Origin of the sequence: Gordonia sp. 135, from assembly GCF_009720185.1 — a bacterium.
Taxonomy (GTDB): domain Bacteria; phylum Actinomycetota; class Actinomycetes; order Mycobacteriales; family Mycobacteriaceae; genus Gordonia; species Gordonia alkanivorans.
The window spans coordinates 123,002-145,312 of sequence record NZ_CP046257.1 but is presented as its reverse complement, the minus strand read 5'-3'; the positions used below and the strand labels follow the sequence as shown (position 1 = coordinate 145,312).

Here is a 22,311-nt window from a genome sequence, read left to right as displayed (position 1 = left end):
GGACACGGCTCTCGCACGCGTTGGTATTCCGGTAGTCCACCCGGAGGATTACGGTCCCGTACACGAGCGCCATGGTGGTGTGTGCGCTATATCGGTAGTGGGTCTCCCGCGGGCGGCCCCGCCGGGCATTCCATCGGAGCAACGCATGAGCCTCACCACCGACCGCAGCACGTTGACGTTCGCCTTTCCCGAACTGGGACCCGACGCCCGCCTGCATGTCGTCTTCCCGCGGACCATGCGCGCCATCGATACCCACGACCGCGCCGGACTGACCGCTGACATCGCGTTGCCACTCGCGCAGGGCTCACCGACCGGTGACGCCGACGCCGTCATCCCGATGTGGCAGTCGGAGGCGACCTGGATCGACTTCTCCTCTCCGCATCAGCATCCATTCCTGGTGATGGTCGGCGTGGACGGGATCAACGCGATCAGTGGCGAGCCGTTCACCGGGACACCCGACTTCGCCACCGACGACTACATCGAGGTGCCGACGCAGCAGACCTTGGCGTCGTACCGAACGGCCACGGGTGATCACCGGCAGTTCGTCGCCCCGTCGATCAACACCGGGGCGAGACCGGATGCCGGCGGAACACTGGTGCAGCTGACGGTCATCCCGATGCGGACCGACGCCTGGGCACGGCGACGCCGCCACACCTCCGCGAGTGCGTGCGTCCTCTGCGACATCTCCCGGGCCGAGCAGGCGCGCGCACAACCGCGGATCGCGGCGCCTCGGGTCATCGGCCCGCTGGAGTCCGCCGACACCTGGGATCCGACGCGCACGGGGTCGACGGCCGTCCGGATCGTCAACTCGGTGATGTGGGGGTCGCTCACCGGCGGCTCCCCGCGCCACTCTCCGCTGACGTGTGCGGACTACATCGACCGCCGACTTCCCTGGCACACGAGCTTCGGGGAGACGACCCGGCATTCGACTCCCCTGTAGATCTCACCCGGGTGTCAGGAAGGCGTCGTAGTATTCGGGTTCCGCAGGTTCGCCGGCGGCCGCCCAGCACGAGGACCCAGCCCTGAGGAGTGCGAATGTCCCCCGATTTCGATGCCGTCGTCGAGGCGGCATGGCGGGACTTCACCGAGACCCTCGCAGGCCGGGTTCCGCAACTGGTTCCCGGGCAGTCGTTGACCGTCGTGGAGGCCGCGGCGGGTGGCTGGCGCAGGCGGATGACATTCGCCGTCGCCGACCAGGACCGGTTGCGCTGCACCATTTCCGCGGGCGATCTGACGTGGACCGACAAAGACCGCTGGATGCGGCAGGCCACCTACATCGTCGACCGCGGCTGGTGCCGCGTGGAGGGCCGCCGCGCCTTCTGTTACGAGGTGGACGACGACCGTTTCGGCGACCTCGCCCGCGCCGCCGTACGAGCTCTGCGCGAGGTGTGGGGAGTCATCCACCCGTCATTCGTCAGCATCGGCGACCCGTCGTACGCGCGGCACCATCTGGCGTCGGGATCGGCCGACATCGAGAACACCGACGACGCCTCCGGCGCCGACCGGCACGGACGCGAGTTCGGGACCCACGCGCTCGACCCCGAGACCACCAACGCCGACACCATCCGCTTCGCCTCGCTGGCCCGTCCGCTCGATGCACCCGCCGAGAGTGGGGTCGTACCGCAGTCCAAGGACCATCTCGTCGAACTGGTCCGCGCGGCGATGGCCGCGGCCGGCCGGCCGGTGGTGATCAGCCCACGCAAGGCGATCTTCGTGCGGTCGTCGGGTACCTCGTTGCTGCGGCCGACACGGGATGCGCGTGCGCTGGAGATCGTCACGATCCTCAGTTCCGCAGTACCGCCGCCATCGGTGCTGGGGATGCTGATCTCCGAGTTCTCGCCGCGCTGGCCGGAGATCGCGGTGGTCGTCCGCAACGGTCTCGTCTACGCGCAGCGTCGCCTCGATGTGGCGGTGTTCAGTCCCGCCAACCTCGACGCCGCGCTGCGGCGGTGGGACGAGTTCGCCGCCACCGCCCGCGCCGAGATGATCACCCGACTCGAAGGCGACAAGAAGTCCACGCACCGGTGTCGTGGTGAGCGTCTCCCCGGAGCGTTGCTGGCACTTCTGCGCGTCAACCAGAAACCGGGCAGCAAGCTGTCGCCCAGTACTGTGCTCATCGCCTGCCGCCGCGACCCCGAACGCGTGCACGAGTTCTTCGACATCTGCGCCGCGGAGATGCGCGAGTGGATGGACAACTTGGCGTCTGCCCGCAAGGCCGAACTCGGCGAGGAGGAGATCGCCTTCTGCGAGGCGGAGCACCGCGCCTACGCGGAGGTGGCGCAGTTGCTCCTCAGCGCGATGGAGCTGACCTGACCGTCAGGCGGTCGATGCGTACGACATGTGTACGACGCCGTTGTCGAAGGACTCCGTCCCCACCAGGGTGAGCGGCAGGTCGGCGAGACCGTCGAAGAGGCGCGCGCCGCTACCGAGGACCACCGGGTAGACGAGTAGGTGCAACTCGTCGATCAGCCTGTCGCGCAGCAGGGCTCGGACCAGCGTGCCGCTGCCGCTGATGTACAGGTGGTGGGATTCCTTGAGTTCTCGGATCCGCTCGGGGTCGTAGCCACCGATGGCCTCGGAATTCTGCCAGCCCGTCGCCTCGTCGAGCGTCGAGGAGACTACGTACTTGGTGGTGTCGTTGAAGAACGGGGCGCCCGGGTCGTCGTCGACGGTCCGTTTCGACCAGGCCGGACCGAACATCTCGAAGGTGTTGCGGCCCAGCAGGATTCCGTCACATTCGCCGGTGATACGGCCCAGGACCTCGCCCATCCGGTCGGTGAACCCGTACGGCATCGTGAAGGCGGGGTTCTCGTAACTACCGTCGAGGGTGACGAACTCGTGGACGTGGATCTTTCCCATCGGGATGCTCCTGTGCTCGCGGTCTGCGTTGGTGTCACGATGTCAGACCCGAGGTCCCGCCGGAACTCATCGGTGGCGATGGCCGGGCCCGCCGAAACGACCTCCGGGCCGGAGGAGGGTCGATTAGGGTTCGGCGCAGCGGGTCCGCAACGAGGCGACCCCCGGAGGAGGTTCTCGTGGCCACCGTCCACACCGCAGCAGGACCGATCGATTCCGCCGATCTCGGCAAAGTGCTTGTGCACGAGCATGTCTTCATCGTCGGCGAGGAGTTCCGGCAGAACTACCAGGACGACTGGGACGAGGACGCGAAGGTCGCCGAGGCCGTCCATGACCTGGCCGAGCTGAAGGAGCTGGGGATCGACACGATCCTCGATCCCACGGTCCTCGGACTCGGCCGGTACATCCCGCGCATCCAACGGATCGCCGAGCAGATCGACCTCAACATCGTCGTCGCGACGGGGCTCTACACGTACAACGACATCCCGTTCCAGTTCCACTACGCCGGCCCCGGGTTGCTGTTCGATGTTCCCGAACCGCTGGTCGATCTGTTCACCAAGGACCTCACCGAAGGCATCGCCGACACGGGGGTCCGCGCCGCATTCCTCAAGTGCGCCATAGAGGAACAGGGGCTGACGCCCGGCGTCGAGCGCGTGATGCGAGCCGTCGGCCAGACCAGCGCGCAGACCGGTGCGCCCATCACCGTGCACACCAACCCGCACACCCAGTCGGGTCTGGTGGCGCAGAAGGTGCTGGCCGAAGAGGGTGCCGATCTCACCAAGGTGGTCATCGGCCATTCCGGCGACAGCGTCGACCTCGACTACCTGATGAAGATCGCCGACGCCGGCTCGATCCTGGGCATGGACCGATTCGGTCTCGACCTGCTGCTGCCGTTCGAGGACCGGGTGAACACGGTCGCCGAACTGTGCAAACGCGGCTACGCCGACCGCATGGCACTCGCCCACGACGCGTCGTGCTTCATCGACTGGTTCGACCACGAGGCGAAGAAGCAGGCGCTGCCCAAGTGGAACTATCGCCACATCAGCGACGACGTCCTGCCCGCGCTCCGCGAGCGCGGCGTCAGTGACGACGACATCACGACGATGCTCGTCGACGTCCCGCGCCGCTACTTCGAGTAGCTGCTCAGGCCAGGGATCGCTGGTAGCGCCGCATTCCGCGCAGCCAACGGTCGTAGTCGGCACCCTTCTGGCGGTACATGTCCAGCACCTCGGCGTGCGGCAGGATCAGGAACCGTTCGTCGGCAACGGCTTCCAGCACGATCGCGGCCACCGCACCCGGGGTCAGGACCTCACCGGCGGTCTCGACGGCCCTCTGCATCAGCTTCTGATCCGCGGTCGCCGAATCGTCGTCGGGCCGCAGCAGCTTGGTGTCGACGCCCATCGGGCACAAACAGCTGACGCGGACACCGTCGTCGCCGTGGGTGATGTTGAGCCACTCGGCGAAACCGACCGCGGCATGCTTGGTGACCGAGTACGGCGCGTTGCCGATCTGGGTCAGCAGGCCCGCGGCCGACGCCGTGCTGACGAAGTACCCGCCGCCCCGCTCGACCCACTCCGGCACCAGACGACGCGCCGCCCGGATGTGGCTGCGCAGGTTGACGTCGAGCGCCAGATCCCACATCGCCTCGTCGGTGTCCAGGCCGCCACCACGTCCGATACCGGCGTTCGCGAAGTACAGGTCGACGGGCCCGTAGGTCGACTCGGCGAGGCGGACCGCGGCGTCGATGTGGTCGTCGCTGGAGGCATCGCCGGCGATCGCGACCGCGGCCTCCCCGAGTGCGCCGGCGACGCTTTCCGCCGATGCCGCATCGAGGTCGGTGACCACGACCTTCGCGTCCGCCTCGACCAGTGCGTGCGCGAGCGCACCACCGATCCCGCCCCCGCCGCCGGTGACGATGGCAACCCTGCCTGCGACGTCCATGGGAATCTCCTTCGATCGGTGAGTCTGGGTCAAGACCTACCAGACGTGCCAGCCGTCTCCGACGGACGACCCGTGCCGAAGGGCTCGCGTCCCGGTCTGGCCACGGACTACCGGGGCGCTTTCCGTGAGCTCGATGCCATCCGCCGACGTGCGGTCCGGTTATCTCCCAGGACATCGGTGACAGTTCTGCATCAAGACATCGGTGACAGTGTTGGGGGTCTTGGTGGTGACACTTCTTCATGAAATGCCCGCGAGGCGTCACTCTGCGTGAGCCTCGCGTGTCGCGGTGCCGACGAGGGGGGCCTGACGCAGTTGCTCGACGGATCGCGCGCTCGGTGACGGTCAGCAGCATCCCGTGGTGGCGCTGAGGACGTTGCGCAGTGCTTCCAGCGAGTCCGGTTGCGCTCGGTAGTAGACGTTCATCCCTCGTCGGTCGGGGGTGACCATGCCGGCTTTGCGGAGCTGCCCTAGGTGGTGGCTTGTGGTTGCTTCGGTGAGGCCGACCGCGGTCGCGAGGTCGCAGGTGCAGATTCCGTCACCGGTATCGGCGAGCAGGATCGAGATGAGCTTGATCCTGACCGGATCGGCAAGCGCCTTGAGCCGCAACGCGATCTCCAGCGCGGTGTCGTCATCGAGCGGGGCCGCCGACACCGGTGCGCAGCAAATAGGGGCACTGATGTCGACCATCGGCAAGGTCTTGGGCATGACCCGACCATACCCCGGGACTTGACATATGTCGAAAAGGTGGCACCCTGCAGGTGTCAGTAGTTCGATATATGTCTCACAGGTGAAGGTGATGGTCATGTCCCGTATGCAGCTCGCGCTCAATGTCGATGATCTCGATACCGCGATCGAGTTCTACTCCAAGCTGTTCAACACCACCCCGGCCAAACGCAAGCCGGGATACGCCAACTTCGCGATCGTCGAGCCGCCCCTGAAGCTGGTGCTGCTGGAGAATCCCGGCCAGGGCGGCACGATCAACCATCTCGGCGTCGAGGTCGAGTCGAGCGAGAAGGTGCACGCCGAGATCGCCCGGTTGTCCGGGGAGGGCCTGTTCACCCAGGAGGAGATCAACTCCACCTGCTGTTTCGCGACGCAGGACAAGGTGTGGGTGACCGGACCGGCGAAGGAGAAGTGGGAGGTCTACACCGTGCTCGCGGACTCCGAGACGTTCGGGACCAGCCCGAAACTGCTGGAACAGAACGCCACCGAGGATGCCGAGCAGGGTTCGGTGTGCTGCGGTGGCAGCGCCGCCGACCAGGCCGAGGCGCGCACAGCCTGCTGCTGACAGCCTCGGTTCGCGTTCTCGCCTACCCCGTGATGCGGTCGGCGAGAACGCGAATCCGGGCGGTGATGTCGTCGCGGATCAGGCGCATCCGCTCGACGCCGTCGATGCCTCGCGTCGAGGGTTCGTCGGTCTTCCACACCTCGAGGGCGACGCCGTCGGGTGGGGTGACCCCGGCGGTGCCGACCACCACGACAAGATCAGCGGCGCGCATCAGTTCGTCGGTCAGTTGCCGCGGCTCGTGTCCGGCGACATCAGCGCCGACTTCGGCGAGCACCTGGGCGGACAGTTCGTTGACCTGACCGCCGATCTTGGCGTTGGTGCCGGCGGAGGACGCTGCGATCCGGTCGGTGACCGTGGGCGTGAGATATTCGGCCATCACGGATTTGCCGCGGTTGCTCACGCACACGAACAACACCTGCTGTGGTGTGCTCATCGGCCGACCTGCTGGTTAGCGGGGACCAGTTCGTCGAGCAGGTCCGCGACCAGTGCGCGGATCTGATCGCGGATCGGGCGGACCGCATCAATGCCTTGACCGGCCGGGTCGTCGAGGGCCCAATCGCGGTAGCTGACGCCGGGGAACACCGGGCACGCATCGCCACAGCCCATGGTGATCACGACGTCGGAGGATTCGACGGTGTCGGGGGTGAGGATCTTCGGTGACTGTGCCGAGATGTCGATACCGACTTCAGCCATCGCCTCGACAGCGGCGGGGTTGATCGAGTCGGCAGGTGCGGATCCGGCGGAGCGGACCTCGACGCTGTCCCGGCCGAGAGCGGTCAGGAAACCGGCGGCCATCTGCGATCGGCCGGCATTGTGGACGCACACGAACAGCACGCTGGGTCGAGAGGAAGGCATGAGACAGTCCCTTTCAGCTGTGGAGGAATGCTCGGAAAGTCACACATGGTTGGCCGTGAGCTCGGCAAGGAGCTCACGAACCCGGGCGTCAAGGTCATCGCGGATCGCGCGAACCTCGCCAAGTGGACGGCCTTCGGGATCGGAGACCGTCCAATCGAGATACCGCTTGCCGGGATAGATCGGGCACGCGTCGCCGCAGCCCATGGCTACGACCACGTCGGCGGCGGCGACTACATCGTCGGTGAGCGGTTTGGGGTACTGCGTGCCCAAGTCGACGCCGATCTCGGTCATTGCTTCGACGACGGTCGGGTTGATCGAGTGCGCGGGGGCTGACCCGGCGGAGCGCACGTGTACCCGACCTGTGGCGTGGTGGGTCAACAATCCGGCGGCCATCTGCGAGCGGCCGGCGTTCTGCACGCAGACGAACAGAACTTCGGGCACATCCTTGGGCGCCGATCCATCGACCTGGGCCAGGGCGCGTAATCGATCAGCCGCGAACCGGCCCGCCAAGGTCGTCAGATGCGCATGTACCCGGGAGGTGCGCCGTAACGCGGTGTAGGACTCGAAAACACAGCGTTCCACCGTCTGCCGAGACACCACCCCCTCGTACTTGGCGGCCAAGTCAGCTGCGGTACGGGCGAGCACGGTATGCGGCATCAGCAGCTCGGGCTGCGCGCGGTGTTCGCCGCGACTCAGCTGTTCGTCCAACACATTCTCAGACATCGCGAACAGGCTCCTTCGATACATCTGGGCTGGAGGCGGTCGTCGGACTGGTGAAGCGTTTCCGCAACGCCAGAGACACGTAGACCAGCGCGACGAGGACGGGGACCTCGATGAGTGGGCCGATGACTCCGGCCAGGGCCTGACCGGAGGTCGCACCATAGGTGGCGATCGCGACGGCGATGGCGAGCTCGAAGTTGTTGCCGGCGGCGGTGAACGCCATTGTGGTGGTCCGTGCGTACCCCAGCCCCATCGCGGCGCCGAGGACGAATCCGCCGCCCCACATCACCGCGAAGTAGATCAGCAGCGGCAGAGCGATCCGCACGACGTCCCACGGCTGCGACGTGATCTGCTCCCCCTGCAACGCGAACAGTATGACGATGGTGAACAGCAGGCCGTAAAGGGCCCACGGCCCAAGACGCGGCAGGAACGAGGATTCGTACCAGTCGCGGCCTTTGGTTCGCTCGCCGATGCGGCGGGTGAGGAAGCCGGCGACCAGAGGTATACCCAGGAAGATCAGCACCGACTTCGCGATCTGCCACGGCGAGGTGTCGATGGTGGTCTGCTCCAGGCCCAGCCAGCCGGGCAACACCGAGAGGTAGAACCAACCCAACACGGCGAACATGATCACTTGGAACACCGAGTTCAGGGCGACGAGAACAGCAGCGGCCTCGCGGTCACCGCACGCCAGGTCGTTCCAGATGATGACCATCGCGATGCATCGGGCCAGACCCACGATGATCAGTCCGGTCCGATACTCCGGCAGATCCGGGAGCAGGAGCCAGGCCAGCGCGAACATCAACGCCGGTCCGATTATCCAGTTCAACGCCAACGACCCGAGTAACAGGCGACGATCACCGGTGACCGAGTCGAGTCGGTCGTAGCGCACCTTGGCCAGCACCGGATACATCATGATCAGCAATCCGAGGGCGATCGGCAGCGAGATGCCGTCGAGCTCGACCGCCGCCAAAGTGTCACCCAGGCCGGGGACGACTCGGCCGAGCAGCAGTCCGGCGACCATCGCGGCGCCGATCCACACCGGCAGAAACCGGTCCAGCGTCGACAACTTGCCCGCGACTGCGGTGTCGGTGGCGGTCACTGGTCCGCCTCACACGAGCGGGTTTCCCCCACGACCGCGGCGAGATCCCGCAGCAGGTCCGACAGTTGCTGCAGCGCTTCGGTGTTCACCCGGTAGTACACCCAGGTCGCGCGGCGCTCGCTGGTCACCAGACCTGCCTGGCGCAGCACCTTCAGGTGATGCGAGATCGTCGGCTGTGACAGTTCGAACGGTCCAGAGATGTCGCACACGCACGCCTCGCCGCCCGGATGCGCGGCGACCTCGGACAGCAACCGCAGCCGAACCGGATCCGCAAGCGCCTTCAACAATGGGGTGACAGCCCCGGTCTCGTCACCACTCAGACCGCGGCCCGGTGACAGCAGGAGATTCTTATTCGACACGCGTCAATATTGACACACGTCGATGCAAGCGGCAAGGCGTCGATTCCGTTTAGCGGGTACGACACGCCCGATGGGCTCCAGCCAAGCCGGCACCCTGGCCTTCGGTTCACACTGCAAGCACTCGACGCTCAGGCGGTGGTAGTTAACGAACCTATCGATCCTGTCGTGCGGCTGGCGATCTCGCAGTGGCATGATGATGCACCCCGCGGAGCGGTCTCGACATTCTGCGCCGAACAATGGATTTCGCGGAAGCCGTTCTACGAGTTGCGTAAACGAGCACGAGCGGATGGGCCGTCGGCGGTCCTGGAACCCCGTACCCGCCGCCCGAAGTCGAGCCCGTCAGCGCTCAATGACGAGGTCAAAGCGCAGGCGGTGGCCGTGCGCGCCGCTCTGGAAGCCTCAGGTCTGGATCACGGGCCGATCAGCGTGCACGACAAGATGCAGTCGATGGGGTTGACTCAGGTGCCCTCAACGGCCTCGCTGGCCCGGATCTTCCGCGAAGCCGGTGTCGCTCGCCGTGAGCCAAAAGAAGAAGCCCCGCTCGGCGTGGCGGAGGTTCGTCTACCCGGCGCCGAATGCGTGCTGGCAACTCGATGGCACCGAGTACGTCCTGACCGGTGGACGCAGGTGCGTCATCCTGCAGCTCATCGACGATCACTCTCGCTACGCCGTGGGCTCACATGTGGCCGCAGGCGAAACGGCTGAGGCTGCGATCGCCGTGTTCGACAAGGCAGTGACCGCCCACGGAGTACCTCAACGACTCCTCACCGACAATGGGCCCGCGCTCAACCCCTCGCGGCGCGGCCGTCTCGGTCAGCTCGTCGAGCACGTCCGCGTGCTCGGGGTGGAAACGATCACCGGCAAGCCCTACAAGCCGACCACGCAGGGAAAGAACGAGCGATTCCATCAGTCGTTGTTCCGGTATCTGGACAAGCAGCCATTGGCTGACACCCTGGCCGAGCTGCAGGCCCAGGTTGATGCGTTCGATCACATCTACAACACCCAACGGCCTCACCAGGGCCTGCCAGGGCGCGTCACACCACTGGCCGCGTGGCAAGCCACACCGAAAGCCCATGCGCCACACCCGATAGCCGGTGGGTCACTGTTCGATCGGCCTAAATCGCGCCCGCGGCCCGCGCCGCGCCCAACCGCCGATCTACCCGAGGGCGTCCTGGTCAGGACTGTCAGCACTTCCGGCACCATCAGCGTGGACTCAGTCACCTACACGGTCGATGTGGACCACGCCTTCGACCAGGTCCTCGTCGTCGCCGACGACAGCGCTATCGTCATCGCGAACACCGATGGAGAGGTCGTAGTCGAACACCTTCGACCCCGCTCCCGGAGTTAGCTACGTCGGCAACCGACAACCCCGCGGCCCACGCCCCACGAAGACCAGACCGTCACCGAAGTCCTGACACATCAACTGTCACCGAAGTCCTGACACAGAACTGTCACCGAAGACCCGATACATCACAGCCGAATTGCGGTCCACTACACCATCCCACCGACAAGATTCCGTCTGCGAAGTCGTGCCAGTCTTGTTGCACGCCAACGGAATAGCGCGTACAGTCGAACGTGTATTCGACAATCGATCCGCGGGGGGTGATCGTCATGACCGATATCGCATCGACCGGTGCGGTCGACGAGTTCCCTGCCGGGATGCCCGAGTTGCTCGACGAACTCGACGCGCTCGTCGACAAGCTGCAGACCACCGGTTTCACCCGCCTGTCCGATACCGAGGTCGACGACGCCGGCATCCGTATAGAACAAGCCATCGCCCGACTCACCTACACCGGCAACCAGCAGATCGTCGAAGCCGACCAGCGCGACCTACCTCGTAAAGCCGGGTACCGCAGCGTCATCGACTACATGAAACACCGGCTGCGCATGGCCTACCCCGGCAGACGCCTCAAACAAACCCGCGCCACCGCCACCTACCCCGACGCCACCACCGGCCAACCCCTCGAACCCGTCCACCCCACCCTCGCGAAAGAGTTCGCCGACGGTCGGGTCGGGTCCGGGCACGTGCATGCGGTGATGGACGTGCTCGACCAGATCCCCCACGCGGTCGACCACGACATCAAGGTCGCCGCCGAACGCACCATGGCCGAACAAGCCGTCAACCTCACCCCCGACCAGATCACCGACGCCGGCGCCCGACTCCTGGGCTACCTCGATCCCGACGGCACCCTCGCCGACGACACCGACCGTCAACGGCGCCGCAACCTGTACCTCAACCGGCAACGCGCCGATGGCACCGCCAAGATGGCCGGCACCCTGACGCCTGAACTGCTGGCACGGGTGTCGATGTTCCTGGCCGTGTGGGCCAAACCGGGGATGAACAACCCCGACGATCCCGAGTCCCCGCACGGCTCGATCGAGGACGCCGATCCCGAAGCCGTCGCGGCCGCGGCCGAACGTGATGACCGCAGCCCCGCCCAGCTCAACCACGACGCCCTCAACGCACTCCTCAAAGCCGTGTTCGAGGACGGCATGCTCGGGAAGAGTCATCGCGGGTTGCCTATGCAGGTGATCGTCAAGGCCGACCTCAACGACCTCGTCCGCGAAGCCGGTTACGCCGTCACCGCCACCGGCACCCAGATTCCCATCCCCGACCTGATCAACCTCGCCGCCGACGCCCAACCCTGGCTGGCGGTGTTCAAAGACGCCACCGCCGTCCCGCTCTACTTCGGCCGCGGCAAACGCCTCGCCACCCGCGAACAGCGCTTGGTGTCCTTCGCCCGGCCCGATGGTGAAAGCTGCTCCAACCCCGACTGCTGTGTACCCGCCGCCCACGTGGAAATGCATCATGCCCACATCGGTTGGGTCGATGGCGGATTCACCGACATCACCAACCTCACCCCCGCCTGCACCCGCCACCACCACATGGTCGGAAACCAGCCCGGACAATTCACCACCCGCATAGTTCGCGACGGCCCCGACGAAGGCCGCGCCACCTGGCAACTCAACACCGCACCCGGCGCACCACCCAACCCCGAACGCATCAACCGAAGACCCGACATACCCCGCCGATTCGCCGACCACCTCAAACAGGTACGCGACGAGATCCACGGACCCGAACCGGAGTCCGGCGATACCCCACGCCTCCAGATGCGCCAGATCATCGACCTACGCAACGCCACTCCTGCCGAACTCGTCGTCGCCTCAGCGCTTCTCGACCACGCGTACGGAGGCTCAGGACGGGAAGGTCACCGGCCCTTCGAGGTTCGTCGCTAACGCTCCTCACACCTCAGGGAGCGGGAACGCACGCACGCCACCACTCCCAAACACCCCCAAGGGAGCGAGGAACGTGGGCGCAGACACTCCCACACACACCTCAGGGAGCGAGAAACCCACGCACGCTATCGCTCCCGCACACAACCCGGGGAGCTGGAACGGGCGCTGGTCAGTTTGTCACCTCGTCCACATCGTCGAGGTCCGCAGACGACGCGCCGGTGATGATGTCGAGAACCTTCGGGTACTCGGGCGCGGTAGAGGTCACCACCGAGCCGTGGTTGCCGCCCGGGAGCAGCACCGCGGTGGCCTCGCCTCCCTGCTTCACCACGGCTTCGACGTAGCGACTCGAGTTGGCCGACGAGACCATGCGGTCGCCGGTGTTGTGCACGGCGACAACCGGCGTCGAGGGATCGATGTTCTGGATCGGATCGACCATTGCGTAGCGCTTCGGCACCTGACGCGGTGTGCCACCGAGGGCGGTCACGATGCGATCGTCGCCATGCGTTGCGGCATAGACCATGTCGAGCGGTCCGGCGAGCGAGACGATGCGTGTCGGCCGGAACACCGGCCTCGCACCGACCTCGTCGTCGTCCAGCTTGTGCCGAGTGCCGCCCCACACGGCGAGCTGCGCGCCCGCACTGTGTCCGACGACGAGCTCATCGTCGGTGGTGATCTGTGGGAACTGCTTGTCCACCACCGAGACGTGGTCGAGCGCACTCGCGACATCCCGGAAGGTCGTCGGCCAGCCGCCACCCGAACCCACCCGTCGGTATTCGACGTTGTAGACCGCCATCCCGCGATCCGCGAGATCCCGCGCGAGCGGCTCGAAGATGTCCGCGCCCAGCGCACTCTGCCACGCACCACCGTGGATCAGGACGACGAGCGGGATCGAATCGACCCGCTGCTCCCCCTCCGGCAGGTACAACTCGGCCCAGTTCTGTTCGCTGTCGGCCTCGCCGGGCGTCGGGTACTCGAACCGGTGAACGGTGACCTCGTCGAGGTACTCCACCGCTGCGGTGGAGGTCGCCGTCTGGGTCTTGACCGGACCCGACGCCGACGGATCGTCGGCAGTGCACGCCGTCAGTCCGAGACCGGCGGCGAGTGCGACGCCCAGAAGTCGAAGTGGGACAGGCGACCAGCCGGATCGCCGGGAATCACGAAGGGTCAACGAAGGCAACAATTCTGTGCCTGCCTTTCCGGCCACGAGGCCATTCCACATTCTGCCGCATAAGGTAAAGCGAAAGTAATGACGGGGGTATCCAATTGGCGATCGGGCGCGGAACGCGGATGATCTCGGCGCCGATCGTCGTGGTTCTGACCGTTCTACTCGCCGGGTGCGCCACCTCGGCGAAGTCGGCTGTGCCCGAGACGATTCCAAATATCAGTACCACACTCTCGCCGGCTCCGCCGTCACCGCCCACACGAGTGGCGTCGAACGTCCCGATGAAGCGACTGGCACCGGGTGAGAAACCGCCCCAATTCATCCTGTTCTCCTTCGACGGCGTCGGGGTGTCGAAGAACTGGGACCTGTTCCTGCGCACCGCCGCCGAATCGGACGCGAGATTCACCGCGCTCATGACCGGGCTCTATTTCCTCACCGACGCCAAGAAGCGGCAGTACCGTGGTCCGGGATACAAACCCGGCGAGGCGGCGATCGGATTCGGCGGATCGAAGAAGGAGGTGATCGAGGAGATCACCTACCTCAACCGCACCTGGTACGACGGCCACGAGATGGGCACCCACTTCGTGGGCCATTTCTGCGCGGGCACAGAGAATCCCGGTAAGTCGTGGACCAGTGCCGAGTGGCGTCACGAGTTGGCTCAGTTCTTCCGGCTCATGACGCAGTGGCGTGAACTCAACGGAATCCGCACCGGACCCGACCTCGCCTTCGGACCCGAAGCGGTGAAAGGCGCTCGGACACAGTGCCTCGAGGGTTCGATGAAAGCGCTCTTCCCTGCGCTGCGCGATTACGACATGCTGTGGGACTCGTCGATGCCGGCGTCGCGACCGGGTGTCTACTGGCCGTCGAAGATCAACGGCGTCTGGGAGTTCCCTGTCCCCTACGTCTGGTCGCCGGCGCTGAAGCAACGCCAGACAGCGCTCGACTACAACTTCTGGTACAGCGTCAACAAGGCGACGGATCGGCCCGCCGATCGTGCGCGGATCGCGCGGGTCGTCACCAGCACCTACGACTACATGTTGCGCCGGGCCTATGAGGGAAACCGCGCGCCGCTGGTGATCGCCAACCATCTGAACACCTGGAACGCCAACGCCTTCAACCCGGCGACCGCCGCCTTCATGCGTCGCGCGTGCACCAAGCCGGAGGTCATCTGCGCCACCCACCAGGACGTCATCGCCTGGATGGAGCTGCAGGACCCCGCGGTCCTGAAGAAGTGGCGGTCGATGGCCCCGGTCGCCGTCGACGCGCATCACTAGCTGTACTGACCCGCCAGGTTGGGTACGCGGTCGGCGGGTGAGTTGCCTCGGAGTGCGGTGTGGCCGCGTTCGTGGTTGTAGTTGTGAAGGAATTCGGGGAAGGCTGCGACGCGTTCGGTTTCGCTGAGGTAGGGGCGAGCGTGGGCCCATTCCTCCTGGAGGGTCCGGTTGAATCGTTCGACCTTGCCGTTGGTTTGCGGCCGGTACGGTCGGGTCCATTTGTTACCGGGAGTGGTCGTCGACGGCGTGATGCAGGATACGCGTACCCCCGGTTCGGGCGGCCAGCATCTTTGCGGGTTCGCCCAGGCTCGCGGTGCGCTGGAGTTGCGGGTGCCCTGGGCGCGGCCGTGTACGCGATGTCGGCCACCGTCGGGGATTCTCCCTATGTCACGTCGACTCGCCGGACGGCGGAATCACCTGACCGTCAGGGGCACCGGCGTCGTGGACCCACCGGCGCGCACCGTTGCGGTCAGCGGGGTCCAGCCCGTCCAGAGATCCACCGGCACATCGAGCGTCGCGCCCGGCCGGAGGGTGACCGGAGTCCGGGTGACCGCACTCCGGTCGGCGATGGTGTCGCTGCGTTCGACCGCGACCTGGAACTTCTGCGAACGTCCCTCGGTCCGCACGGTCACGCCGACCGGTGAGGTGGCCCCTACCGACACCGACGAGCCCGGGCCGACGGCGAGCTGCGAGGTGTCGACCGAGACCGACCGCAACGAGTCCTCGGTGGCGACCTCGAACACGGCTGTCGTCGGTGCCGACGAACTCACCCGAACCGCGTGACGAACCGGATCGACATCGAGCGCCGATGTCGCACCCGCCGGGACCTCGAGGTCGCCGACCGCCACCGCTCCACCCGCGCTCAGCACGGTCGTGTTGATGTCGGCGGTACGCCCGGCCTCGACACCGTCCACGACGATGCGGAAACGCTTGCCCGCTGGCACGGTGAATCGTGCGGAATTGTCATTGTTGAACAGAATCCGCTGCTCGACACCGGGAATCGGCTTGCCGGACGGATCGGTGACCCGGACGTCCCAGTCCACGTCACCGACACCCTGCGCCGTGCCGTTGGTGTCACTGACCAGCACGACGGTGTCGTCGGTGCGCAGGTCGGGATCCTGGTGACGCTTCAGAACCTGGGCCAGCGGGACCAGCATCATCCTGTTCTTCGGCGAGCCCTGGTACAGCATCGTCGGCTCGGACGGGTTCGTCGCCGTCGAGTAGTACCAGGAGTCGGCGGCGGGATCGACGACCACCATCTTCTCCCGGCCCGGGAAATTGTTGTCATAGACGACGATTCCGTGCTTGCCGCCACCGAGGTCACGGAGCGCGATCGGTGTGATCGCATGCCCGGCGGAATGTTCCTCGTCCGTATAGATGGCGAGGATGTAGTTGTCGTTGCGCGACCATGCGGTACGGAGCTTCGACAGCGCCTGTGGCACCGAGACCTCACGTTCGGCGAGGTCCGTGGGAGGGAAGCCCTGGGTGATGAACATCCGGGCGATCAGTTCGTCCAGCGGCCCCGACGCCGGCATGCTGTAGACGCTCTGTCCTGGCAGCGCCAGCGGGAACTGGCTCAGCCGCTTCGTGTTGTACAGGCCTGCCAGCGCCGCCATGCCGTAGCAATGACCGCCGGTCATCGACGCGTTGAATTCCGCCTGCACGAGTTCGGCGACGGTGGTCGGTGAGCAGATGCCGAGCACGATGCGGGCGCATACCTCGTCACCGAACACCGCGCGCATTCCCTCGGTCGTGAGTCCGCGCCGGTGCAGGGCGTCGTTGGGCCCCCAGTTCTCGAAGGAGAAGCCGTCGCGTTTCACATCGAACCCGGAGTGGGCGACGACCTTTCCGGCCTGAGGATTCACGACCGGTGCGGCGTCCGCTGTGTCGGCGCCTACGGTCAGGAACGCAGCGGCTGCGGCAACCGCCAGGCCGGCAGCGGAAACACGGAATGACGCGCGAAGGCGAGACCGGGTACTGAGCATGGCAAAACAGTAGCGGACAAATCAGGCATCCTGAGCAGGTCCTGAGAAGAATCCGCATTCTTGCCGGCAGTCTGTCACGGGAATGTCGTTCGCGGGGATCAGCCCCGGCGAGTCAGCGTCCGACGCGCGATGCGGGCGACCGCCTCGTCGATGAGCCGGCCGGCACTGTCGGTCGCGGCTCCCTGCCCGGCGGCATCGAATGCCGCCAGCACGTCGACCGCTGTGTCCACCTCGGACGCGGTCGGTGCGAGACCGGCACGGGCGGGCCGGATCTGGCGCGGGTGGATGCACGCACGACCGAAGAAGCCCAGCCCGGTCAGGCGCCGGGTCTCGGTCTCGAACGACTCCGGATCGTCGATGACCGGCGACGCGGCCGCGAGTGGTGGCCGGATCCGTGCCGCCGCCGACGCGGCCACGACTTGGGAACGTGCCCAGAGCAACTCGTCGCCGACGACCGGCGTCACGCCGAGGTCCGCAGCCAGGTCCACCTCGCCGATCTGCACGAACTCGACGCGGGGGCCGGCGGCGATCGCCGGCGCATTCACCAGACCCGCACCGGTCTCGATCAGCGGTGAGACCGGCGTCCGCGGACGGCCCTCCGCAGCCTCGAGGTCGGTGAGCATCCGGTCCACGCGATCCAGCGTCGCGCGATCATCGCATTTGGGCAGCCAGATGCCGTCGGCCCCACACCGGACCGCCATGGTCAGGTCGTCGAGGAGTTCGGCGCCGGGATTCACCCGTACCCACGTGGGCACCCCGGCCCGGTCGCGCTTCTCCAGCCAGGTCCCCACCGCGATGCGCGCGGAGTCCTTGGCCGCGACCGGTACCGCGTCCTCGAGGTCGAGGACCACGGCGTCGGTACCGGACGTGGTCGCCTTGCCGAACCGTTCGGGCCGGTCGCCCGGTACGTACAGGTAGACGAGCGGCGAACTCATCCGACGGTGACGGTTCCGTTGACCAGCGCCTTGGCGATGACGGTCCGCATGATGTCGTTGGTCCCCTCGCCGATCGACATCAACGGCGCATCGCGGTAGTAGCGCTCGACGTTGAACTCGGTCGAGTAGCCGTAGCCGCCGTGGATACGCATCGCCTCGAGGCTGGCGGTGATCGCGGTCTCCGACGCGAAGTACTTCGCCATTCCGGCCTCCCCGTCGACACGTGCACCCGAATCCGCCTTGGCAGCAGCCCAATACGTCATGAGACGCGCCGCCTGCAGCTGGGTGGCGATGTCGGCGAGCTTGAGCTGGATCGCCTGGAAGTCGGAGATCGGCTTCCCGAAGGCGGTGCGCTCGCGTGAATAGTTGAGCGCCGCGTCGTACGACGCCTGCGCGATGCCGACGCTGCGGCCGGCGATGTTGAGGCGGCCGATCTCCAACCCGGACAGCGCCTGCTGCATACCGCGGCCCTCGACCCCGCCGAGCAGTGTCGACGCCGGTACCCGCACCTCGTCGAGGAAGATCTCGCACGATTCGGTGCCCTTGTAACCGAGCTTGCCGAGGTCTCGCTGCACTTCGAATCCGGGCGTCGTGGTGTCGACGAGCAGGATGCTCATGCCCTTGTGCGCCGGCGAAGCCGACGGATCCGTCTTGACCAGGACGGGGAGCACATTCGCGTGGCGTGCGTTGGTGATCCACGTCTTGGTGCCGCGGATGACGTAGTCATCGCCGTCGCGGGTGGCGGTGGTCTTGATGCCCTGCAGGTCGGTGCCTGCACCCGGTTCGGTCAGTCCGATGCCGGTACGGCATTCACCGGTCGCCAGCCGGGGCAACCACTGTTGCTTCTGCTCCTCGGTGCCGTGCCGCGCGATCATCCAGCACGCCAGGTTGTGACTGCCCAGGATGCCGGCGATACCCATCCAGCCGCGGGCGATCTCCTCGTAGACGAGGGTGAAGGACACCATGTCGAGTTCGAGTCCGCCGTACTCCTCCGGCGTGGTGATCCCGAACAGACCCATGTCCCGCAGCCGCGCGACGATCTCCGTGGGATAGCGGCCCTCGCGTTCCCATTCGTTGGCGACCGGGATGATCTCCTTGTCGACCAGCTGACGGAGCGCCGACCGGAAGTCGCGCTGTTCCTCGGTGAAGCTGAAATCCATTGTGTGATCCTTGATCTGAGAGGTGATCGGAGATGTTAGACCCGGGCCCGGCCGCGGACCGGCAGGTGAAGGTGGGTCAGCTCGCGGAGAGGATGTCGGCCGCGAGCGCCGGGATCTGCCCCACGGACGGTGCGTCGCACAGACCGAGAACGGTCTGGACGAGTGCCTCGGAGGCCTCTCCCCCGCCGGCGTTGCCCCGGAACTTCTCGGCGACCGCGGCATCGTCCATCGGACGGCCGGAAGTGCCTCGGCTGCAGGGAACCTCGCCGACGAGCCGGGTGGCGTCGTCGAGGGTGATGACCGCCCGGCCGGCGGCGTCGGCGGCCGGGCGGGCATCGGGTGCGGGGACGACGTCGACGAGTGCGGCGGTGGCGGCCACCTCGGGTCGGACGATCGAGGCCTCGGCGTAGGTGTCGACGGTGACCGCTCCGTCGTGGACGAGTGCGGCGACGCTCCACGGCAGGTCGAACTTCGCGTCGTAGATGCTGCGGGGACTGCGTGTACCGGTGCCCGGCCCGCACACGATGTCCACGCTGTCGGGATGGACGTCGACGCTGATGGCGGCGATACGCGACGCCGACACCTCGGTGCCCGATCGCGCGGCCTCGGCCAGAGCCTGCGCGACCGCATCGAGCGAGGCATGCATGAGTTGACAGCTCGGGTACGGCTTGATACCGATACCAGCGCTCTCCCAACGAGTTCCGAGATCGGCGACGATCCCGTCGGGATCCACGTCGCGGTCGGCGAGCGCGCGGTACAGCCCGCGCCGGCCCTCCAGCACCGATTCGGGTCCGCTGGCCCCGGCCAGCGCCAGGCGCGCGGCGAGGACACCGTTGAAGCCCGCGTTCCCCGGATGCAGGACCTTGGTGTTGGCCCCGGTGTCGAGGAACTCGAGCAAGCCGCCCGACGACGACGCCGCGATGCCGATCGCATCGGTCAGACGATCGGCGTCGGCGCCGTACAGCAGGCCGGCGGCGACGGCACCGGCGAGCGGGCCGACGACGGCGGTCGCATGGAGGCCGCGTGCGTGGAAGCCGTGTGGTGCCGCCGCGCCCAGTCGACAGGCGATCTCCAGCCCGGCCACCAGCGCGGTCACCGTCTGCGCGCCGGTCGCCCCGACTTCCTCGGCGACGGCCAGGACAGCCGGCGCCACGACCGTCGTCGGATGCACGAGTGCACCGGCATGCGTGTCGTCGAAGTCCAGGGCATGCATCAGCACCCCGTTGGCGAAGGCTGCCGCGGGCGCCGAGATGGCGTCGGAGTCACCGAGCGGATGTGCCTGCGCCGGGCCGCCGAGCCCGCGGGCCACGGACAGTCCGGGTCCGCCCTGGTCGAGCCGGCGGGCTCCGATGGCATTGCCGATGCCGTCGAGCAGGTGTCGCAGCGCGGCCCGCCGGGTGGCCTCGGGAATGTCATCGATGTCGAGGGCCGCGGCCCAGCTCGCGAGGCGGCGGGCGGTCATGGCGTGGCCTGTGCGATCGATCCGAACGCGCCGGCGTCGACCAGCCCGCGGACATCCTCTGCGCTGTAGCCGAGCAGTTCCATCACCTCGTCGAAGTTCTCGTTGCGACGCGGTGCCCGACGATACTCCGCGGGCTCGTTGCCGAAGCGCACCGGTGAGGTGACCTGACGTACCTCACCCCACACCTCGTGTTCGGTGGTGGCGATGAGCCCGCGCGCCAGGGTGTGTTCCTCGGTCAGCGCCTGTTCGACGTCGTTGATGGGCCCCGTCGGCACACCCGCCTCGGTCAGCAACGACACCCAGTGATCGACCGTCGCCTCGGCGAATCGCTTCTCGAGCAACGGCAGCAGTTCGTCCTTGTGCTCACCACGGGCGGTGAAGTCGGTGAACCGCGGGTCCTCGAGAAGTTCCGGCAGCCCGATCGTCTCGGCCAACCGCACCCAGAACTTCTCCTTGGCGCAACCGACGACGAACCAGCCGTCGGAGGCTTCAAAGGCCTGGAACGGCACCAGAGACGGATGTGCCGAGTTCTTGGTGCGTCCCGGCCGGTATCCGGCGTTGAGGTGCCAGGCGGCCGGGTAGGTGAGCATCGAGATCGCGGTGTCGTAGAGCGAGACGTCGCAGTCGCCGCCGACACCGTCGCGACGGGCGGCGTGCAGGCCGGACATCAGACTGAGTGCCGCGACGTACCCGCCGCAGAAGTCGACAAGGGACAGACCGGATTTGGTGGGCGGTCCGTCGGGGTCACCCGTCAGGTCCATCCATCCGGCCAGGCCCTGCAAGATGTAGTCGTAGCCGGGCTGCTTCGCGCGCGGACCGGTCATGCCGAACCCCGTCAGGCTGCAGCACACGATGGCCGGGTTGAGGTGCTTGAGGTCGTCGTAGGTGATCTTGATCTTCGCCGGCACATCGCCGCGCAGATTCGAGTACACCGCATCGCTGGTGCGCACCAGATCTTCGAACACCCTGCGCCCGCCTGGGGTTCCGAGGTCCAGCGACAGGCTGCGCTTGTTGCGGTTGAAGGTCTCGAAGAACAGCGAGTCCTCGCCCTTGTTGTAGGGCGGAACGTATCGCCCGACGTCGCCACCGGAGGTCGGCTCCTCGATCTTGAGCACGTCGGCCCCGAGGTCGGCGAGGTGGACGCTGCCGAAGGGACCGGCGCCGTACTGTTCGACGGCGATGATCCGGACGTCCTCGAGCGGCCTCATGACCGCGCGTCCTCGGTCTGGGCGACGACCTCGGTCAGCGAGGGCGCCTTGACCTCGGGGAAGTAGTTCTGTCCGATACCGCTCTCGCGGGTGGCGACCATGACCGAGCGGTTCCAGGCGACCACGACCTCGCCGTCCTGATTGATCCCGCGGGTGACCATCGACACGATGCCCGCGTAGGGACGAGACTTGGACCGGCGCAGGTCGGTGCAGATGCTCTCGGCGTAGATCGTGTCGCCGACGTACACCGGATGCTGGAGTTTGACGTCGGTGAACTGGAGGTTGGCGACGGCGTTCTGACTCATGTCGATCACCGACAGTCCGAGCACCAGGGCGATGGTCAGCCCCGAGTTCACGATCACCTTGCCGTCGGTGATGGGATTCGTCCGGGCGAGATGTTCGTTGAAGTGGTTCTGGTTGGTGTTCATCGTCAGGCACGTGATCCACGCGTTGTCGGTCTCGGTGATCGTGCGGCCCATCGGGTGCTGATAGACGTCGCCCACGACGTAGTCCTCGAAGAAGCGTCCGAGAGTGGCGGGATGGGTGGTCAATGGTCCTCCTACAAGGGTGCGGCGTCGTCGTCGAAAAGCACACGCCGTGACGCGGCCCACCATAAACATCAGATCTTTAGCTCGTCAAGACACGCCTTTCCCACGCTCCTGCATGAATTCTGGTCCATGGGTTGCCTAAACATCCGATGTATTGCATGATCCTTCCGAGCGCAGCTATGGCTCAGATCACTTCCGTCACCGGATGGGGCGCACCGATCC

Annotated in this window: 21 protein-coding genes and 2 pseudogenes; 7 read left to right on the top strand and 16 right to left on the bottom strand. The window is 66.5% G+C overall.

Going from position 1 to position 22,311, the window contains the following annotated elements:
- The first annotated feature begins 145 nt into the window (after positions 1 to 145).
- Together GKZ92_RS00610 and GKZ92_RS00605 are read left to right on the top strand one after the other, a co-directional pair.
- Positions 146 to 940 (top strand): hypothetical protein, encoded by a 795-nt coding sequence (locus GKZ92_RS00610; protein WP_035755941.1) that lies wholly within the window; start codon positions 146 to 148, stop codon positions 938 to 940.
- A 95-nt stretch (positions 941 to 1,035) separates the two neighbouring features.
- On the top strand, positions 1,036 to 2,313 hold the full coding sequence (locus tag GKZ92_RS00605; RefSeq protein WP_155224896.1) for a TY-Chap domain-containing protein: 1,278 nt from the start codon (positions 1,036 to 1,038) through the stop codon (positions 2,311 to 2,313).
- 3 nt (positions 2,314 to 2,316) lie between these two features.
- On the opposite strand, the gene GKZ92_RS00600 is transcribed toward GKZ92_RS00605, so the two are convergent.
- Positions 2,317 to 2,859, bottom strand: a complete 543-nt coding sequence (locus tag GKZ92_RS00600) for a dihydrofolate reductase family protein (protein WP_035755947.1) — start codon at positions 2,857 to 2,859, stop codon at positions 2,317 to 2,319.
- 176 nt (positions 2,860 to 3,035) lie between these two features.
- Between GKZ92_RS00600 and GKZ92_RS00595 the strand changes: the two genes are divergently transcribed.
- Positions 3,036 to 3,995, top strand: coding sequence for a phosphotriesterase family protein (locus GKZ92_RS00595; RefSeq protein ID WP_042378773.1), 960 nt, complete (start codon positions 3,036 to 3,038; stop codon positions 3,993 to 3,995).
- A 4-nt stretch (positions 3,996 to 3,999) separates the two neighbouring features.
- Here GKZ92_RS00595 and GKZ92_RS00590 read toward each other — a convergent pair whose 3' ends face one another.
- Positions 4,000 to 4,797, bottom strand: a complete 798-nt coding sequence (locus GKZ92_RS00590) for an SDR family oxidoreductase (protein ID WP_006357763.1) — start codon at positions 4,795 to 4,797, stop codon at positions 4,000 to 4,002.
- Between the two features lie 342 nt (positions 4,798 to 5,139).
- Complete coding sequence (locus GKZ92_RS00585; protein WP_155224895.1) at positions 5,140 to 5,502, bottom strand: Rv2640c family ArsR-like transcriptional regulator; 363 nt, start codon at positions 5,500 to 5,502, stop codon at positions 5,140 to 5,142.
- Positions 5,503 to 5,599: 97 nt separating this feature from the next.
- On the opposite strand from GKZ92_RS00585, the gene GKZ92_RS00580 reads away from it, so the two are divergent.
- Positions 5,600 to 6,085 (top strand): ArsI/CadI family heavy metal resistance metalloenzyme, encoded by a 486-nt coding sequence (locus tag GKZ92_RS00580; RefSeq protein ID WP_185982029.1) that lies wholly within the window; start codon positions 5,600 to 5,602, stop codon positions 6,083 to 6,085.
- 22 nt (positions 6,086 to 6,107) lie between these two features.
- Here GKZ92_RS00580 and GKZ92_RS00575 read toward each other — a convergent pair whose 3' ends face one another.
- From GKZ92_RS00575 to GKZ92_RS00555, 5 genes are read right to left on the bottom strand one after another with little or no spacing between them, the layout of a single operon-like run.
- Entirely contained in the window at positions 6,108 to 6,518 is a 411-nt protein-coding gene (locus GKZ92_RS00575; RefSeq protein ID WP_035755959.1) for an arsenate-mycothiol transferase ArsC, read from the bottom strand.
- A complete protein-coding gene (locus GKZ92_RS00570; protein ID WP_155224894.1) occupies positions 6,515 to 6,940 on the bottom strand; it encodes an arsenate reductase ArsC in 426 nt (141 codons plus the stop codon). The genes GKZ92_RS00575 and GKZ92_RS00570 overlap by 4 nt, the downstream gene beginning before the upstream one ends.
- A 39-nt stretch (positions 6,941 to 6,979) precedes the next feature.
- Positions 6,980 to 7,663, bottom strand: a complete 684-nt coding sequence (locus tag GKZ92_RS00565) for an arsenate reductase ArsC (protein WP_075864041.1) — start codon at positions 7,661 to 7,663, stop codon at positions 6,980 to 6,982.
- A complete protein-coding gene (gene arsB / locus GKZ92_RS00560) occupies positions 7,656 to 8,759 on the bottom strand; it encodes an ACR3 family arsenite efflux transporter (protein ID WP_155224893.1) in 1,104 nt (367 codons plus the stop codon). The genes GKZ92_RS00565 and arsB overlap by 8 nt, the downstream gene beginning before the upstream one ends.
- Entirely contained in the window at positions 8,756 to 9,118 is a 363-nt protein-coding gene (locus GKZ92_RS00555; protein WP_006360795.1) for an ArsR/SmtB family transcription factor, read from the bottom strand. Before GKZ92_RS00555 ends, arsB begins: the two co-directional genes overlap by 4 nt.
- Positions 9,119 to 9,253: 135 nt before the next feature.
- Between GKZ92_RS00555 and GKZ92_RS00550 the strand changes: the two are divergent.
- Positions 9,254 to 10,533, top strand: a pseudogene (locus GKZ92_RS00550) (integrase core domain-containing protein).
- Between the two features lie 196 nt (positions 10,534 to 10,729).
- Positions 10,730 to 12,355 carry an HNH endonuclease signature motif containing protein gene (locus GKZ92_RS00545; protein ID WP_006360553.1) on the top strand — a complete coding sequence of 542 codons (1,626 nt, stop codon included), beginning with the start codon at positions 10,730 to 10,732 and terminating at the stop codon, positions 12,353 to 12,355.
- Positions 12,356 to 12,524: 169 nt separating this feature from the next.
- Here the strand turns inward: GKZ92_RS00545 and GKZ92_RS00540 are convergent, their stop codons facing one another.
- The gene (locus GKZ92_RS00540; RefSeq protein ID WP_155225669.1) at positions 12,525 to 13,439 is read right to left on the bottom strand and encodes an alpha/beta hydrolase family protein; all 915 of its coding nucleotides are present in this window, start codon (positions 13,437 to 13,439) and stop codon (positions 12,525 to 12,527) included.
- Between the two features lie 203 nt (positions 13,440 to 13,642).
- On the opposite strand from GKZ92_RS00540, the gene GKZ92_RS00535 reads away from it, so the two are divergent.
- On the top strand, positions 13,643 to 14,791 hold the full coding sequence (locus GKZ92_RS00535) for a polysaccharide deacetylase (protein ID WP_425270386.1): 1,149 nt from the start codon (positions 13,643 to 13,645) through the stop codon (positions 14,789 to 14,791).
- Here the strand turns inward: GKZ92_RS00535 and GKZ92_RS00530 are convergent.
- The 7 genes and pseudogenes from GKZ92_RS00530 to GKZ92_RS00500 all read right to left on the bottom strand — a co-directional run.
- Positions 14,788 to 15,006 (bottom strand): annotated as a pseudogene (locus tag GKZ92_RS00530) (integrase core domain-containing protein); the annotation flags it as partial. The gene GKZ92_RS00535 and the pseudogene GKZ92_RS00530 overlap by 4 nt on opposite strands.
- Before the next feature lie 198 nt (positions 15,007 to 15,204).
- Positions 15,205 to 16,776, bottom strand: coding sequence for a hypothetical protein (locus tag GKZ92_RS00525; protein ID WP_155224891.1), 1,572 nt, complete (start codon positions 16,774 to 16,776; stop codon positions 15,205 to 15,207).
- A gap of 98 nt (positions 16,777 to 16,874) precedes the next feature.
- Positions 16,875 to 17,711, bottom strand: a complete 837-nt coding sequence (locus GKZ92_RS00520) for an HpcH/HpaI aldolase/citrate lyase family protein (RefSeq protein ID WP_006360558.1) — start codon at positions 17,709 to 17,711, stop codon at positions 16,875 to 16,877.
- The gene (locus GKZ92_RS00515) at positions 17,708 to 18,871 is read right to left on the bottom strand and encodes an acyl-CoA dehydrogenase family protein (RefSeq protein ID WP_006360559.1); all 1,164 of its coding nucleotides are present in this window, start codon (positions 18,869 to 18,871) and stop codon (positions 17,708 to 17,710) included. The genes GKZ92_RS00520 and GKZ92_RS00515 overlap by 4 nt, the downstream gene beginning before the upstream one ends.
- A gap of 76 nt (positions 18,872 to 18,947) precedes the next feature.
- Positions 18,948 to 20,333 carry an MmgE/PrpD family protein gene (locus GKZ92_RS00510; protein WP_042377886.1) on the bottom strand — a complete coding sequence of 462 codons (1,386 nt, stop codon included), beginning with the start codon at positions 20,331 to 20,333 and terminating at the stop codon, positions 18,948 to 18,950.
- Entirely contained in the window at positions 20,330 to 21,541 is a 1,212-nt protein-coding gene (locus tag GKZ92_RS00505; protein ID WP_006360561.1) for a CaiB/BaiF CoA transferase family protein, read from the bottom strand. Before GKZ92_RS00505 ends, GKZ92_RS00510 begins: the two co-directional genes overlap by 4 nt.
- A complete protein-coding gene (locus tag GKZ92_RS00500; protein ID WP_035755426.1) occupies positions 21,538 to 22,092 on the bottom strand; it encodes a MaoC family dehydratase in 555 nt (184 codons plus the stop codon). Before GKZ92_RS00500 ends, GKZ92_RS00505 begins: the two co-directional genes overlap by 4 nt.
- Positions 22,093 to 22,311: the final 219 nt, after the last annotated feature.

Coding starts and splice junctions, on each gene's coding strand:
- GKZ92_RS00545 (WP_006360553.1), top strand. CDS start 10,730: ATGACCGATATCGCATCGACCGGTGCGGTCGACGAGTTCCCTGCCGGG.
- GKZ92_RS00505 (WP_006360561.1), bottom strand. CDS start 21,541: ATGAGGCCGCTCGAGGACGTCCGGATCATCGCCGTCGAACAGTACGGC.
- GKZ92_RS00510 (WP_042377886.1), bottom strand. CDS start 20,333: ATGACCGCCCGCCGCCTCGCGAGCTGGGCCGCGGCCCTCGACATCGAT.
- GKZ92_RS00515 (WP_006360559.1), bottom strand. CDS start 18,871: ATGGATTTCAGCTTCACCGAGGAACAGCGCGACTTCCGGTCGGCGCTC.
- GKZ92_RS00565 (WP_075864041.1), bottom strand. CDS start 7,663: ATGTCTGAGAATGTGTTGGACGAACAGCTGAGTCGCGGCGAACACCGC.
- GKZ92_RS00585 (WP_155224895.1), bottom strand. CDS start 5,502: ATGCCCAAGACCTTGCCGATGGTCGACATCAGTGCCCCTATTTGCTGC.
- GKZ92_RS00600 (WP_035755947.1), bottom strand. CDS start 2,859: ATGGGAAAGATCCACGTCCACGAGTTCGTCACCCTCGACGGTAGTTAC.
- GKZ92_RS00525 (WP_155224891.1), bottom strand. CDS start 16,776: ATGCTCAGTACCCGGTCTCGCCTTCGCGCGTCATTCCGTGTTTCCGCT.
- GKZ92_RS00590 (WP_006357763.1), bottom strand. CDS start 4,797: ATGGACGTCGCAGGCAGGGTTGCCATCGTCACCGGCGGCGGGGGCGGG.
- GKZ92_RS00535 (WP_425270386.1), top strand. CDS start 13,643: ATGATCTCGGCGCCGATCGTCGTGGTTCTGACCGTTCTACTCGCCGGG.
- GKZ92_RS00570 (WP_155224894.1), bottom strand. CDS start 6,940: ATGCCTTCCTCTCGACCCAGCGTGCTGTTCGTGTGCGTCCACAATGCC.
- GKZ92_RS00610 (WP_035755941.1), top strand. CDS start 146: ATGAGCCTCACCACCGACCGCAGCACGTTGACGTTCGCCTTTCCCGAA.
- GKZ92_RS00605 (WP_155224896.1), top strand. CDS start 1,036: ATGTCCCCCGATTTCGATGCCGTCGTCGAGGCGGCATGGCGGGACTTC.
- GKZ92_RS00575 (WP_035755959.1), bottom strand. CDS start 6,518: ATGAGCACACCACAGCAGGTGTTGTTCGTGTGCGTGAGCAACCGCGGC.
- GKZ92_RS00580 (WP_185982029.1), top strand. CDS start 5,600: ATGTCCCGTATGCAGCTCGCGCTCAATGTCGATGATCTCGATACCGCG.
- GKZ92_RS00520 (WP_006360558.1), bottom strand. CDS start 17,711: ATGAGTTCGCCGCTCGTCTACCTGTACGTACCGGGCGACCGGCCCGAA.